We start from the raw sequence: 14,234 nt of genomic DNA on the forward strand, positions 1-14,234 counted from the left end.
CAACGCGGGTGATTTCCCGCGTTGTCTTTTTTAATGATTTATTCAAGTTATGTTAAATAGAGCGAATTTTAGGTTTGTAGGGTCGTTATTCAGCAAAAAATAGTCATATTCAAGTTGTGATATTTTCGCTAAGCTAAGACGTCATAATAAACGGGAACGTTTAAAGGAACGAAAATGGATCATTACTTTTTGACCACCGAACGGCTTAATTTTAGAGCGGTGTGTTTAGAAGACGCAGCATTTATACTTAAGCTGGTTAATCAAGCCTCATTTAAAGCCAATATTGGCGACAAAGGGGTCACTGATTTATTTTCGGCGCAAGAACATATTCATACTAGTTATTTAAGCCAATATGAAAAATTAGGTTTTGGCCTGTATTTGCTGGTAGAAAAAAGTACTGCGCAACCTATTGGCGTATGTGGTTTAGTCAAACGCGATTTTTTTGACTTCCCTGATATTGGTTATGCGTTGTTAGAGACGGTTGCCGGCAAAGGGTATGCCACAGAAGCTGCAAAAGCCGTTTTAGCGTATGCCAAAAAAGAGCTCTCAATTGATAAAGTATTGGCCATTACATCGCCCGATAATATTGGTTCACAACGGGTATTGGAAAAACTCGGTCTGACTTTTCAAAAGCATGTTTATTTACCCGGTTACCGTGGAGCGAGCTGTTTGTATGAATAAATATCTGCTCGTTGCCGCTCATGCAAGTAATTGACCTGCAATCATTTTTAGTTTTATTACTAGGGGCTGTTAATCTTTCGTGGTTAAATTTTGTTCGAAACAAAAGCGTTTTTATCGCGGCGAGCAGTGTGCAGCCTAGCATTCTAAGCAAATACTGCTCAACAAAGATAAGTACGCTTTTAGCCGAACCCTTCGGGCAGCGTTTGTTGGGTATTTCTACTACGTTATCGCCTTTTCGTGTAGCTCGCTACACCACAAAAGCGCTGCCTTGTATAAATGCCCAACAATTCGCTGCAAAAATCATCACGAAAGATCAACAGCCCCTAACCGATAACCGCTAAGATAACCTCATCATTCTATTAATTAACCAATTCATGCGTATTCAATCAGTTGATGCTTTAAAAGGTCTCGCTATTTTAGGGATCTTGTTTTTAAATATTTATCACCTTGCAGTCATGGACATGGGCTATAGCCCATTTGCACAGCCCCCAATTAGCGATGAGATAATTGAAGTATTGAACCTTTATTTTTTTGAGGGGCGGTTTGTCAGTTTGTTTAGTTTATTGTTTGGGGTCGGTTTGATGATCCAATTCCAAGCTCTGCAAACAAAAGGGCTCGATGTGGAAAATATCATGCAGTCGCGTTTAAATTGGCTGTTAGTGTTAGGTGTGCTACACGGTTGCTTTGTATTTATTGGCGATATTTTAGTGACTTATGCGTTATGTGCTTTGTATGTATGCCGTTACCTTGCCGATAGCACAGTGCAATTATTTAAGCGCAGCGCGCAGTATTTGTTGATTGGCGCGGTGATATCCATCGTGTTTGCGTTTATTGCTGATGATACGCCACAGCGTTACTCGGAAGAGTTCATCACCCGCTATCAAACTTTGCATTCGAGTTATCTGGAGCAAGTCTTGCTTCAATTCATTTATACAGGCTTGGCCGTGTTGATGGTACCTGTGTTATCTCTTTGGTGTATTGGTGGGATCATGTTGTTTGGAATGGCACTGTATAAAAGCCAGTTTTTTCAGACGGGTCTCTCCACTCGTGTCTTAGTGATGCTGCTGTGTATTATGCTGAGTGTGAGTTCCATAGATGCTTGGTTTAGGTCGCAAGGATTATTAAGCTCACATTTGTCGATATTCAGTGGGTTAGCAGGGGCGCTGATGTATGCGCATTGTATAATTTATCTGGTTAATCGGGGCAGTGCGTTCTGTCGAGTGTTGATTCCTGTCGGAAAAATGTCTTTAACACTGTACTTGGCCCAGTCGGTGTTTTTTGCCTTAGTGTTTCGGGTCTGGTGGACTGATTTAGCCCTCGATTACAGCCGTTTAGATTACTTATATTGGGTGTTAGGGTTTTCTTTGTTGCAGATCGTATTTGCAAATGTCTATTTTATCTTTTTTAAACAAGGCCCTGCAGAGTGGTTATGGCGAAAGTTATATGCCAAACCTAAAGTGCTGTTGGAGTAATCTATTGTGTAGAGTGATGAGCAGAGAGCAACAAGGCTGCGATCTGCTCATTGTTTTATTTATGATTCACTGTGGATGGTGACGTTTTCAATCACGATAGGGTCAAATGGCACATCTTCGTGCCCAGCTACCATGGCTGTTTTTACTTTTTCTATCTGGGTGACGACTTCCATTCCGGCGGTCACTTTGCCAAATACGCAATATCCCCAGCCATCATTGGTGGTAGCAAGGTGATCAAGAAAGTCGTTGTTTGCCACATTGATAAAAAACTGCGCGGATGCTGAGTGCGGCGCATCTGTGCGAGCCATAGCGATGGTGCCAATGACATTGCTCAGCCCTTTATTGGCTTCATTAACGATTGGAGCGCGTGTTGGTTTTTCTTTCATTTTTGCCGTAAAACCGCCACCTTGGATCATGAACCCTTTAATGACACGGTGAAAAATAGTGCCTTGGTAAAAACCATCTTGGCAATATTTCAAAAAGTTTTTCGCTGTCACTGGGGTGGTGTTCATATCGAGTTCGATGGTGATGTCACCAACATTAGTACTAAACGTAATCATCTGTTTCTTCGTTTAAATCATAATAGCCGCTAGTATAACGTGCTCGGCAACCAATGGGCGCTAAAATTAAGTTAAAAACTGAGTTTTGGCTTGGCGTGTGTGGATCACTGCTGCCAGTTCATCTTTGTTGAGCTGACAATCTGTTGGCAATCCTTCATGCTGAAGCAGCCAACGTTTTCGCTCGACGCCTCCTGCGTAACCAGTTAATTTGCCGTTGGCACCTATGACGCGATGGCAAGGCACAATAATGGTCAGCGGATTACGGCCATTGGCTCCCCCAACGGCGCGCACTGCCTTGGGATTATTTAATTGCTCGGCAAGTTGGCCGTAACTGCGGCTTTGTCCAAAGGGGATGGTTGCCAAGAGTCGCCACACACTTTGTTGAAACACTGTGCCAATTGGGGCTAAGGGTAAATCAAACTCGCGGCGCTTTCCTGCAAAATACTCCAAGAGTTGTACCGTCGCCTGTTGTGTCACGGCATTCTTGTTTGTCGCTTGCTCTGCGTGCTGGCCACAAAAAATGACATGGGTGAGTCCTTGCTCATTCGCTGCAATTTCTAAGCGACCCAGTGGTGTATCGAGATATTGAAGGTAACGGGATGCATTGCTCATAATTGGTTCCATAATTGAAAAGTTAAATAGCTTTGCCAAGGGGAGGCGTGAGCGGCTTCAAATACAGAGTCTGATTGAAGCAGGGCTTTTTTTACCCCTAAATCGCCCCCTAAAAAGATATCAGGATCGCTCAAACCTCGCATTTTTGCGTAGTCCGTTGTCCATGGGCCAATCCCTTTGAGGGCAAGCCAATGCTGACTCTCGTCTGGCTGAGGATGGGCTAAATAATGGCTGGCCAAGTTGATGAGGGTTTGTTTTCGTGACCCAGGGATTTTTAAAAAGGCCAGATCACTGTTAACAATCGATTCGGGTGTTGGAAATAAATAACATTCACCCATTGGCTCTCCTAATGCGACCACCACTTGCTGGACTAAATTTTTGGCCGCATTCACCGAAATTTGCTGGCCTAAGATGGCTCGGATCCCAGCTTCAAACATTGACCAAATGCCGGGCAATCTGATCCCTGACGAAAGCGCAAGTTGGCCATTTACTGCCTTTGTTAAATCGGTTTCAATTGCCACTAAGTCTGCATCGAGATCAAAAAGGCGGCGAATATTATCAACCACAGTGCTCAAATATGTCAGATCATCAATATCAATAGTCAGGGAGAACTGATGTTTATCGGCAATGTGAGTGAGGGTAAATTGCCCTTTGGCACCTTGCCATTCAAAGGTGCGCCCGTAGCTGTTATCCGTTGCCCACTCAAGGCCCTCAATTAGGCGAGCCTGATAAAAGCGCAGCATTTTATCGACATCAAAAGGTGGGCGATAAGCTAAAAAAAGCTGTAATGACTCATTTTTTGTGGGTTGTTTCATTCTGGTTTGACTCGGAGTGAGGCTCAGTTCACGGATAAAGCAATCATTAAAGCGCCGGATACTATTGAAGCCACTGGCTAATGCAATATCAGTAATGGAGAGCTGAGTTTGATGCAATAGTTGTTTTGCAAACAGACATTGCTGGTATAAGGCATATTTTTTCGGGGATAAGCCAAAGTGTTGTTCGAACAACAAGCGTAAATAACGGTCGCTGATCCCTAGGCGCTCAGCCAAATCAGGGATTGAACCCTGTTGCAGTGCCCCTTGATTGATGAGTTTGATGGCTCGATCTAAGGTGGTGTTCACCCCTCGCCAAGCACTGGAACCCGGCGCACTATCAGGGCGACAGCGAAGGCAAGGGCGAAATCCTGCGTCGGCTGCTTGCACCGCAGTTTGATAATATCGGACATTGTGTTCTTTGGGTGGCGCGACGGGGCAGATCGGGCGGCAGTAAATCTTAGTGCTGGTTACCGCAATAAAAAACTGCCCATCAAAACGGGGATCCCGCGCTAAACGGGCTTTTTGGCATATACCAGTATCAAGCTTTCTCAAGGAATGTGTTCACTACATAGTGTCTCTGTTCATCACACTATAACTGAGTCAGAGTGAAACACTAGCCATAATCGGCAGTGAAGGTAAACCCGTATAAAATGCGTTACGCACAGCATTTTTTGTATTTTTTACCACTGCCGCAAGTGCATGGATCATTGCGTTCAGGTGTTTTTTCAACGATCTGTGTGGTTGGTTTATTGACGGTGAGTGTCAGGGCCGAAATATCTTCCGGCAAAGTGGCATCAATACTGATTTGCGCTATCAGTTGATGTTGTTCAGCCATGGCTTGCACTTCATCGTGGCGTTGCTTAGTTTGTACTGTTAGTTGCAGTGGGTGTTCTGCACTGCCAAATTTTACTTTAGGGTTAGGTTGATATGTCCCTTGGTTATGTTTACCCATAATGTCAGGCTTACCACGATAGAAAAATTTAGACATATACCACTCCAGTCAAAGGCAATCACACAGACTGAAATTCGACTCAGCACTGCAAAAGGCTGCGCAGTTTATCAGCTTAGCCGCTGTTGTGCGAAAGTTAATGGCATTAAATCAATTTTGCACTCAATGCTTTTAAGACCGCTCGGGTGCGATCGCGTGTGTTGAGCTTGGCCAAAATGCTCGATACATGATTTTTCACTGTGCCTTCGGCTAAGAAAATGGCTTGGGCAATTTCTTTGTTCGACAAGCCTCCAGCAATGAGTTTTAAGATTTCGATTTCTCGCTCACTTAAGGGTTCTATGTTGTTATCGCAGAAGGTTGATAGTTGTGCTTCATTAAGCTGATTGAGTAATACCGGCTCTGCGAGAGTATGACCTTGATGCACTTGCTCGATGGCATGGTGGAGTTTGTCTGTATCGACATCTTTGAGTAAAAAACCATTTGCACCCGCTTGCATAGCATCGACGAATAATTGTGGATCGTCAAACGTGGTTAAAATAATCACTTTACAGGCAATTTTTTGCTCTTTTATTTGTTTTACCGTGTCGATGCCGTTTTGTTCAGGCATACGAATATCCATTAACAGTACATCAACGGGTTGTGCGAGCAATGCCTCGCAGACCCCGATGCCAGAGCTCAATTGCCAACTAACATGCATTTTTTGGTTGAGTGAAATCAGATTGGCAATACCTTGGCGCACCAGCGCTTGGTCATCGACAATGGCAACATTAATCATAGAGTACCTCGTGAGTCGTTCAGGGGGAGGGTCACACACAGCACAAACTGTGATGGGGTTTGTGTAAGGGAGAGCGTGCCACCCAATTGGCTTGCGCGCTCAGAAATCGATGTCAGGCCACTGCCAAATTTCACCAAATGCTGATGAAGTTGGCTATTACTGATTTGTACAATTAACGAGTCATCTTGGCGCGAAATCGAAACAGTGATGTCGCGCAGCGCACTGTGTTTGATGGCATTGGTGATGGCTTCTTGGCAAATCCGTAAGATGCATTCAGCTACAGTATGGGACTCGATAGTAACGGATTGTTCAATCTCAATGTTAAGGCTAGTGCCTGGTAACACCTGTTTTATCTCATTTAAAGCGGCATATAAATCCAGTTGGTCGTGGTGTCGTATCGTCTTGACTATATCGCGAATTTCATTCAATAACGCGCGCGCGAGTTCTTTTGATTGCAACAAAGTCTGATTTGCAATGCCTGATTGTTGTTCGGTTTGCTTGGCTGCAAACTCTAAATTGAGAATTAACGCCGTGAGCTGATGACCACAAATGTCATGTAAATCTCGGCTAATTTTTAGCCGTTCACTTTGGCGGATACTGTCGCTCAGTAGTGCCCGTGTTGAGACTAATTCTGCGTTTAGTAGTGTCAGTTGTTTATTTGCGATGGCTTCATTTACGGCCACGCGGCTGGCAGCAAATGCAAAAATCTGAAAGGCAAAAAACAGGCTACTTTGGAGAAGAAACTGCCAAAAAGAGGTCAATTCTACGCCGTGAAAATAAAGCATTAGACTTAACAGTAAGTGGTTACATACCAATACAGCTAACGCAACAGTTTGCTTAAAAATAAACGGGATTTGACCTGCGATAATCACTAACAAAATATAGAGAATATCGCTGTTGATTATGTATGCGATGGCAAAGGCACATAAACACTGCAATACAATAGCACCAGCAAGTGAATTCGAAACCGATGGGATCCCATCGGTGAGGCTAACAAGCAAAAAACCTGTGATAAACAGTGCAAACAAACTAATCACATTAATCGTTAGCAGGTCGTGATCCGCTCCTGCGAGCCCCGCGAGGATCGCCCCACAGCCGAGTACTCCAGCTAAGGTGAGTAACCAGTTTATCGATGATTTTAAGTGAAGCATTACACGGACCAAGCAAAAAATGATGGGCTTAGTTTACTGAGCCTTGATCTCAAATAGCAAGGCAAAAATACGCTGACATGTCTTCTAACATAATGACTTTAAATAATTTATAAAAACATGACTTTTGTCACCTGTCAGCGATGAACCGACTAGGTAGACTGTTTATATCGGTCGTTAGCACGGGGCTAGTGACACAGGTAACTCAAAAGGATCCACTATGTATATTCCAGGTTTTGTTGGCCGCACTTTATTATCACTGGGTGCCATGTTGTATTGTTCGACAGCGTTAAGTAGCGACTTATCAATTCGGCTTTCGGGTCTTGAACAAATCAAAGGTGAGGTGCTGGTGGTGGTATACGATTCAGCAACAGGGATGAAAAATCATCAAGCATTTAAAACGGATATCAAAGCAGTAACGGAAAAAAACATGCTGATCCATTTCACTGATGTGCCAGAAGGTGAGTACGCGGTGATGGTGTATCAGGATTTAGATGGTAATAAAAAGCTTAACCGAAACCTGATTGGCATTCCAAATGAACCCTATGGATTTAGTAATAATCCGAGCTTAATGGGCCCACCACGTTTTGAGCAACTTCGTTTTCAACAAACCAAGCTCGGTCAAGTGTTAAACATTTCATTAAATTAAGGAGGCAAGGATGCAGCGGCGAGAATTTTTACAAAAATCGTTTCAGTATGGCAGTGTTGCGGCTTTGGCCAGTCAATGTCCATCGTTATTTGCTGAGCCAAGTCAGCAAGATAAATTCTCGATGGCGCTGCAAAATGATCCCCGTTTATTGGGTTGGCAAGGATTAAAAGACGATATCAAGCCTCATTTTTCATCTTGGTCGGGGCAATTACCCCAAGAACTTGAAGGCCGTACGCTGTTTCGTAATGGACCAGGTCGCCAGGAGCGAGGAGGCGAGCGCTACACACATTGGTTTGATGGTGATGGGTTTATTAATCAGTTTAGTTTGTCTAAAGAAGGGGTGACTCATCAAGGCAAATTTACTCAGACAGCGAAATACACGGAAGAAACCCAGGCCGGTCGGTTTTTGTACCATGGGGCAGGCTCTAAAGTGGCAAATCCTAAGGGAATTAAAGGGCCGCAATCCATTAATACCGCCAATACATCATTATTGCCGATTCAAGGCGAGTTATGGGCTATGTGGGAGGCGGGTACGCCTTATCGGGTGGCGCAATCCGATTTAGCAACTAAAGGCCCTGTTGCGTTTGGTGCTGATCTTCAAGGAGTACCTTTTTCTGCTCACCCACATCATGATGCCGATCGGTCGATTTGGAATTTTGGTGATGTGTCATTTGGCGAACAAGCTGCCATGGTGTTGTATCACTTAAGTGCCCAAGGTGCGGTCAAACGCTATAAGCTCGTCGCGCTGCCACATCACAGCTATATTCATGACTTTACGGTGACTGATAAGTACTTAATCTTTTATTTACCGCCGATGTTACGCCGTGAAGGCGTGACTTATATGGAGCGCTTTAAATGGCAAGCATCGTTAGGTAGCCGGTTATTGATCATCGATAAAAACGATTTATCAGTGGTGACGACCCTTGAACTTGAGGCTGGGTTTTCGTTTCATTTTGGTAACAGCTGGCAAGTTGGCAATGAGTTAGTGATTAATCTGTGTTGGTATCCAGATGCCGCGATTATGACGGATGTGATGGCCAATATTCAAACAGGGCAACACGCCAAGAGCTATCAAGCGGCAAAAGCTTATCAGGTACGAGTCGATTTAACCCGTAACCGAACACGTACGGTTGTGATGGATCACCACTTAGAGTTTGTACAATTTGATAAGCGTTTTGTCAGTGAGCCCAGTCGATATCAGTTTGGGATCACCATTGAAAATGCCAAAAACAATGCTGAATTTGATTCTATCGCGCGTATTGATACTGACACGGGCCTTCGTGATCATTTTAGTTTTGGTCAGCATGCCAGTGTTGAAGAGCCACTTTTTATTGCAAAAGCAGGGCACAGCCAAGAAGGTGAAGGGTACTTAATCCATACTTGGCTCGATTTCAAACAGGCCAAAACAGGGCTTGCGGTTTTTGATGCGAAAAAAATTAGCCATGGACCACTTGCGATGACGCAGTTGCCGTATTATTTACCGCTCGGTTTTCATGGTGCATTTGTTTGATTGTACGCTTTTTGCGTGATTGCAAATGCTATACAGTCAGCTGAACGCTCGATAATAACTCTACCTGCGGTGGTTATTTGCAGTGTAAAAAACATGATTGTTTAACTCGCAATAGGGAGTTTGATCGAGACTTTTAATCCACCTAAAGGACTATCTGTTGCTCGGATTGTGCCTTGATGAGCTTCCACTAAGTTTTTACAAATGGCGAGGCCTAACCCTGAGCCTCCGAGTTGTCGTGAACGGGATTTTTCAACCCGATATAAGCGCTTAAATATTTTTTGCCAATGCTCTTTTTCCACGCCAGGACTCGTGTCGTTAACGGAAATAATGAGATGCTGTTTTTTACAATAGGCCGACAAGTTAATTGAACCTGGTTTATCGGTATAAAGACAGCTGTTTGCAATTAAATTAAGTAAAACTTGTTTAATTTTGGCTTGATCCCAAACACAATGTTGGTCCTCTAAGCGAATGTCTTGTTGCCATTCAAAACCATGGCCTTGTACATATTCAGCAAACTCGTTGAGCCATGCATTGAGCAGAGTTGCGACATGGTGTTGGTGCATTGTCAGGTGTAAGTCGCTACTTTCTGACTGGGCGAGCTCATAAATATCGCAGATGAGACGATTGATATCCATCACTTTTTGACTGATGTGTCTATAGCTGGTTTGTACATCTGAAATTAGATTGTATTGCAACGCATCGACTTGCAGTTTTAATGACGTCAATGGAGTCCGCAGCTCATGAGAAATATCCGCCAACAGCTGATCTTTGTGTTTGAGTAATTTTTCATTATATTTGCTTTGTAAAGCCGCCACTTTTTTACGTTGTAACACCACAAAAAGAGCCATAATGAGCAATAAACTGACGATGATAAATAAGGCAATGACCTTCATTTTATCTGCTTGGGTTTTAGCAATCAGTTTTAGCTGATATTGTTCTGTTTGTTCGAGCTCTTTAACTTTAAGTTGCTCTTGTAATAGATTGATGTCTTTTTTATTTTTTTCTCGTTGTTCGATGCTCGATTGTTGATTTAGTTTCTGCCGATATTCATTGGCTTTTTCGAGATGCGTGTAAGCTGCTTCAAAGTGTTGTTGTAATTTTAGGACGTTGGCAAGCGAACGATGATCGTCTTGTAATAAGAGGTCACTCTCTATCGCAGTAGATATTTCAAGTGCTAAATAGGCGCGCTCTAACGCTAGTGAAAGCAAATCTTGGGATAAATAATAGTGTACAAAACTATTATGGATATACCTAAGGGTAAGCTTTTCACCGGCAAGGAGAGCAAAGTGTTCAGCTTGATCGAGCGCTGTTTTTTGTGCTGAGCTATCGTTTAATTTCTCATAAATCCGTTCGCTTTGCAGATAGGTTCGTGCAATCGCGCGTTTTGCGTCAATTTTTTTTAAGTTATCTAATGCGAGATTATTATACTTAAGCGCCTGTTGGTATTGTTTTTTTTCTATTTCAAGACTCGCTAAACTACGATAATCAAAGGCTATGTCTGCGTGGTTGTTACGCTTAATATCAATAGCTAAGGCTTGTTGAAATAGTGCTTGTGCCCGCTCAGAATCGTTTGTTTGACGATATAACTCGCCTAGATTAAAGGCATTGGAAGCAATCTCGGCTAAGTTATCTCCTTGGTTGAGTAATGACATGGCTTTGAGCTGATATTCAATGGCTAAATCGAGTTTTCGCTGTGTTTCATAAAGGACCCCAAGATTATTGTAAATTTTAGCTAAACCGTCGTTATTTTCTGCCTGAATGTACAGTGCAAGTGCTAGATTATAATGATGTTCTGCTTGCGGGAGTTTGGCTAAATTACGTTGATACACACCTGTCATTCGATAAAAGTTAGCTTGTTCACTAAGAGAAAAAAGTGCCGCTTCTTCATTCAATAACGGCAATATATGAGAGAGCATAATTTGTTCTGCTTGACTGTAGTTGGTACGATTTTTTTCTAGTAAACTGCGTTCAAACCAAGAAAGTACTACAGTATGGGCGTTATCACTGGTAATTAATGCATCGAGAATCTTAATCGCAGAGGGATAGTTGCCGTTTAACCAATGATACTTGGCTATTTTTAATTGAATGGCCGCTTTATTTTTGCCGTTAGCCCCTTCAGCAAGTTGCATTAATTGGGGGAGGGCTGCGCTGTTACTGAGATCAATGTCATCGAGTAGCGTCGTTTTTCCCCAAATAAAAGTCGAAAAGAACACGCAGATGAAGATAATTAGATTGGTAATGCGCACGTGATTAAGCCTTTACAGATAATGGTTTAAACTGCTCAATATTAATACGGTATCCCGCACCATAGATAGATTCAATTGGGGCGATAAAATTGAGTTGTGCTTTGAATTTTTTGCGGATGTTCTTTACATGACTATCAATGGTGCGATCATTGATTTCATGGCATTGGGGGTAAGCCTGCTCAATAATGCTATCGCGTGAGAAAACACGTTCACCATGCTTAAATAACAATTCGAATAAGGTAAACTCTGAGTTAGAGAGTAAAACGTGTCCTTGAAGCGTGAGCACTTCAAAAGTATCAGAGTTAAGAGTCATACTTTGATACTGAACAGTCCCGATACTTCTTTTTAATATCGCTTTCACTCGTAAAATGACTTCCATCGCGTCAAATGGTTTGCAAATGTAATCATCTACACCCAAGTTGAGACCTTGTAATTTTGTTTTTTGCTCAGCAAGGGCGGTGAGCATTACAATTGGCACATTTGAAAATGAACGTATTTCATGGCAGCACTGCATGCCATCTTTGTTTGGCAGCATTAAATCTAGAATAATCAGATCTGGTTCAAATCGTTTTACAGCATTAATAACATCATCACCATCATCAATATGGAGGGTATCAAATTGATGTGCTTGGAAAAATAAAATCAATCCTTGCGCAATACTGAGATCATCTTCCACTATGAGTATTTTTTCCAATCGAGTTAATCCTTTATTTTAAATGGCGTTGTTAAGTATTCGCCGACTGTTGTTATTTTATCTGATTTAAGGACTGCGGGTCTACGATACCATTATTTGAAATGCTTAATGCAAGTTGGATTTTGTGTTTAATAGCTGGTGTCAAACTTGGATCTAGTAGCATCATTTCTAATAAGCTGAATAAATCTTCTAGCTGCTCTAACTCATTATTTTGATACAAGGTATTACAAAAAATCGGAAAGCCAAGGGAATCGAGGGTTGAAATTATTTTTTGATTGATTAAAAAGTCCATCGTTTGCATCTGAGTGACATCCTTATTGAGCGAATAAGGATATTAAAACTGCAAATTGTGCAGCAAATATGGATTAGGGAAATTTTTTAGTTCTTTAGTATGGGGTTTAAAAAGTCGGTGACAGTTAAGTCACCGACTTGTGAACATCAACAATTGTATAAGGGAAAGTATACATCCAAATGGACGAAATCATTCTAAGTGATTGAAACTGAATCAAACCTTAATAATTTTTTAAAGATAAGGTTAGTCATAAGAGTCGGTATTTGTTAAATTGCGCAACTCAATAATATTTCTGCGACCCAATTCATGAATGACTTAACCCAAGGCTCGATACCCAAGCATTTAATCACTATGGCAGTGCCGGTGATGATTGGAATGCTGATCCAAACGCTTTATTTTTTAGTTGATTTATATTTTGTAGGTCAACTTGGAGATAGCGCTTTGGCTGGACTCAGTTTGGCGGGTAATGCGATGTTTTTGATTTTTGCGCTGACACAAATTCTTAATGTCGGCACGATGGCGCTGATTTCTCATGCGGTGGGACGCAAAGATAATGCCGACGCGAATGCTATTTTTAATCAAAGTATGATGCTTGCGAGTCTCTGTGCTTTGGTAGTCATGGTGATTGGTTATCTGGGTGCACCATTTTATTTAATGACTTTAACTTCTGATCCGCAAACGTTGGCGGCTGGGCTTGACTATTTATATTGGTTTTTACCGGGAATGGCTTTGCAGTTTCCTTTGGTTGCGGTGAGTGCCGCATTGCGAGGTACTGGGATTGTAAAACCGACCATGTTGGTGCAAACGCTGTCAATTATTATCAATATTATCCTCTCACCAATTTTGATTGCAGGGTGGGGAAGTGGTGTTGCGATGGGGGTTGCAGGTGCAGGTTTGGCAAGTTCTATATCGGTCGTTGCTGCTGTAGTGATGTTGTGCGTTTATTTTGTGAGAACTGAAAAGTTTATCTCGTTGCTGTGGCCTCTTTGGCGTTTTAATAAACAAATTGTGAAGCGTTTACTGGCGATTGGTTTACCTGCGGGCGGTGAGTTTTTCTTAATGTTTGCTTATATGGCATTGATATATTGGTTGATCCAAGGCTTTGGTGCAGATGCACAGGCTGGCTTTGGTCTGGGATCTCGTATTATGCAGTCTTTGTTTTTACCGGCAATGGCTATTGCGTTTGCAGCTCCTGCCGTAGCGGGGCAGAATTTCGGTGCACAGCACTTTGATCGTGTTCGCGACACATTTTTTTGGTCATCAGTCCTAACTTGCAGCCTGATGGCTGTGCTCACGTTGGTGTGTTTTAGTATCCCAGCAGGGTTGGTGCAAGGTTTCTCAGGCGATGCTCAGGTCATTGCTGTGGCCGCCACCTTTTTAAGTATTATTTGTTTAAACTTTATTCCAAGTGGAATCGTCTTTACGTGTTCGGGCATGTTTCAAGCGCTTGGTAATACCCTACCTGGGCTTTACAGCACGGCGGCGAGGATCAGTCTGTTTACTGTTGTGGCCATTGGTTTAACGTCGCAAGGCGAGTTTACTCTTGCACAAGTGTGGTATGTATCTGCTGGATCTGTGATTTTTCAAGCGTTAATCAGTTATGTGCTGTTAAAAAGACAGTTTAAACAGCACTTACCGCGTACGCTTTCAGAAACTGCATCGACGTTAAGTGCTCACTAACATTTTGATATCCAAATACTAATATTGAGAAATGAGCTTTGTTGTTAGCTGTTTGTAAAAGTATTATTACAACAAAGTGTGGTGATTTAACTTAATTTACTTTATTTTTTTGAGCTTTACGTTTACGTTGACCGCTCTATTTAGTCGTATG

Annotated in this window: 15 protein-coding genes; 6 read left to right on the top strand and 9 right to left on the bottom strand. The window is 42.4% G+C overall.

Annotated elements, in window-relative coordinates:
• Positions 1-174: 174 nt before the first annotated feature.
• From PULV_RS20485 to PULV_RS20495, 3 genes are read left to right on the top strand one after another with little or no spacing between them, the layout of a single operon-like run.
• A complete protein-coding gene (locus tag PULV_RS20485; protein ID WP_193332516.1) occupies positions 175-681 on the top strand; it encodes a GNAT family N-acetyltransferase in 507 nt (168 codons plus the stop codon).
• Positions 682-701: 20 nt separating this feature from the next.
• Positions 702-1,022, top strand: a complete 321-nt coding sequence (locus tag PULV_RS22125; RefSeq protein WP_319609070.1) for a hypothetical protein — start codon at positions 702-704, stop codon at positions 1,020-1,022.
• Between the two features lie 33 nt (positions 1,023-1,055).
• Positions 1,056-2,153, top strand: a complete 1,098-nt coding sequence (locus PULV_RS20495; RefSeq protein ID WP_193332517.1) for a DUF418 domain-containing protein — start codon at positions 1,056-1,058, stop codon at positions 2,151-2,153.
• A gap of 59 nt (positions 2,154-2,212) precedes the next feature.
• Here the strand turns inward: PULV_RS20495 and PULV_RS20500 are convergent, their stop codons facing one another.
• From PULV_RS20500 to PULV_RS20525, 6 genes are all read right to left on the bottom strand, one after another.
• Positions 2,213-2,713 carry a peptidylprolyl isomerase gene (locus PULV_RS20500; RefSeq protein ID WP_193332518.1) on the bottom strand — a complete coding sequence of 167 codons (501 nt, stop codon included), beginning with the start codon at positions 2,711-2,713 and terminating at the stop codon, positions 2,213-2,215.
• Positions 2,714-2,779: 66 nt separating this feature from the next.
• Positions 2,780-3,325 carry a methylated-DNA--[protein]-cysteine S-methyltransferase gene (locus tag PULV_RS20505; protein ID WP_193332519.1) on the bottom strand — a complete coding sequence of 182 codons (546 nt, stop codon included), beginning with the start codon at positions 3,323-3,325 and terminating at the stop codon, positions 2,780-2,782.
• Entirely contained in the window at positions 3,322-4,692 is a 1,371-nt protein-coding gene (locus PULV_RS20510; RefSeq protein WP_193332520.1) for an AlkA N-terminal domain-containing protein, read from the bottom strand. The genes PULV_RS20505 and PULV_RS20510 overlap by 4 nt, the downstream gene beginning before the upstream one ends.
• A 103-nt stretch (positions 4,693-4,795) precedes the next feature.
• Entirely contained in the window at positions 4,796-5,128 is a 333-nt protein-coding gene (locus tag PULV_RS20515; RefSeq protein ID WP_086742153.1) for a PBPRA1643 family SWIM/SEC-C metal-binding motif protein, read from the bottom strand.
• Between the two features lie 106 nt (positions 5,129-5,234).
• Positions 5,235-5,864, bottom strand: a complete 630-nt coding sequence (locus tag PULV_RS20520; RefSeq protein WP_193332521.1) for a response regulator — start codon at positions 5,862-5,864, stop codon at positions 5,235-5,237.
• On the bottom strand, positions 5,861-7,015 hold the full coding sequence (locus PULV_RS20525) for a sensor histidine kinase (protein ID WP_086742151.1): 1,155 nt from the start codon (positions 7,013-7,015) through the stop codon (positions 5,861-5,863). The genes PULV_RS20520 and PULV_RS20525 overlap by 4 nt, the downstream gene beginning before the upstream one ends.
• A gap of 217 nt (positions 7,016-7,232) precedes the next feature.
• Between PULV_RS20525 and PULV_RS20530 the strand changes: the two genes are divergently transcribed.
• On the top strand, positions 7,233-7,661 hold the full coding sequence (locus tag PULV_RS20530) for a DUF2141 domain-containing protein (protein ID WP_086742150.1): 429 nt from the start codon (positions 7,233-7,235) through the stop codon (positions 7,659-7,661).
• A gap of 10 nt (positions 7,662-7,671) precedes the next feature.
• Entirely contained in the window at positions 7,672-9,171 is a 1,500-nt protein-coding gene (locus PULV_RS20535) for a carotenoid oxygenase family protein (RefSeq protein WP_193332522.1), read from the top strand.
• Between the two features lie 101 nt (positions 9,172-9,272).
• On the opposite strand, the gene PULV_RS20540 is transcribed toward PULV_RS20535, so the two are convergent.
• Genes PULV_RS20540 through PULV_RS20550 form a run of 3 tightly spaced genes read right to left on the bottom strand, consistent with a single transcriptional unit; the run spans position 9,273 to position 12,412 of the window.
• Positions 9,273-11,417: an ATP-binding protein gene (locus tag PULV_RS20540; protein WP_086742148.1), complete on the bottom strand. Its 2,145-nt coding sequence runs from the start codon at positions 11,415-11,417 to the stop codon at positions 9,273-9,275.
• 4 nt (positions 11,418-11,421) lie between these two features.
• A complete protein-coding gene (locus PULV_RS20545; protein ID WP_086742147.1) occupies positions 11,422-12,111 on the bottom strand; it encodes a response regulator in 690 nt (229 codons plus the stop codon).
• A gap of 52 nt (positions 12,112-12,163) precedes the next feature.
• A complete protein-coding gene (locus PULV_RS20550) occupies positions 12,164-12,412 on the bottom strand; it encodes a hypothetical protein (protein WP_086742146.1) in 249 nt (82 codons plus the stop codon).
• A 297-nt stretch (positions 12,413-12,709) separates the two neighbouring features.
• Here PULV_RS20550 and PULV_RS20555 point away from each other — a divergent pair, with 297 nt between their 5' ends.
• Positions 12,710-14,083, top strand: a complete 1,374-nt coding sequence (locus tag PULV_RS20555) for an MATE family efflux transporter (protein ID WP_193332523.1) — start codon at positions 12,710-12,712, stop codon at positions 14,081-14,083.
• Positions 14,084-14,234: the final 151 nt, after the last annotated feature.

This window comes from Pseudoalteromonas ulvae UL12, from assembly GCF_014925405.1.
GTDB classification, from domain to species: domain Bacteria; phylum Pseudomonadota; class Gammaproteobacteria; order Enterobacterales; family Alteromonadaceae; genus Pseudoalteromonas; species Pseudoalteromonas ulvae.

Excerpts from the sequence above, each read along its gene's own strand:
- PULV_RS20505 (WP_193332519.1), bottom strand. The coding sequence starts at position 3,325 with ATGAGCAATGCATCCCGTTACCTTCAATATCTCGATACACCACTGGGT.
- PULV_RS20525 (WP_086742151.1), bottom strand. The coding sequence starts at position 7,015 with ATGCTTCACTTAAAATCATCGATAAACTGGTTACTCACCTTAGCTGGA.
- PULV_RS20535 (WP_193332522.1), top strand. The coding sequence starts at position 7,672 with ATGCAGCGGCGAGAATTTTTACAAAAATCGTTTCAGTATGGCAGTGTT.
- PULV_RS20485 (WP_193332516.1), top strand. The coding sequence starts at position 175 with ATGGATCATTACTTTTTGACCACCGAACGGCTTAATTTTAGAGCGGTG.
- PULV_RS20500 (WP_193332518.1), bottom strand. The coding sequence starts at position 2,713 with ATGATTACGTTTAGTACTAATGTTGGTGACATCACCATCGAACTCGAT.
- PULV_RS20555 (WP_193332523.1), top strand. The coding sequence starts at position 12,710 with ATGAATGACTTAACCCAAGGCTCGATACCCAAGCATTTAATCACTATG.
- PULV_RS20520 (WP_193332521.1), bottom strand. The coding sequence starts at position 5,864 with ATGATTAATGTTGCCATTGTCGATGACCAAGCGCTGGTGCGCCAAGGT.
- PULV_RS22125 (WP_319609070.1), top strand. The coding sequence starts at position 702 with ATGCAAGTAATTGACCTGCAATCATTTTTAGTTTTATTACTAGGGGCT.
- PULV_RS20495 (WP_193332517.1), top strand. The coding sequence starts at position 1,056 with ATGCGTATTCAATCAGTTGATGCTTTAAAAGGTCTCGCTATTTTAGGG.
- PULV_RS20550 (WP_086742146.1), bottom strand. The coding sequence starts at position 12,412 with ATGCAAACGATGGACTTTTTAATCAATCAAAAAATAATTTCAACCCTC.
- PULV_RS20515 (WP_086742153.1), bottom strand. The coding sequence starts at position 5,128 with ATGTCTAAATTTTTCTATCGTGGTAAGCCTGACATTATGGGTAAACAT.
- PULV_RS20530 (WP_086742150.1), top strand. The coding sequence starts at position 7,233 with ATGTATATTCCAGGTTTTGTTGGCCGCACTTTATTATCACTGGGTGCC.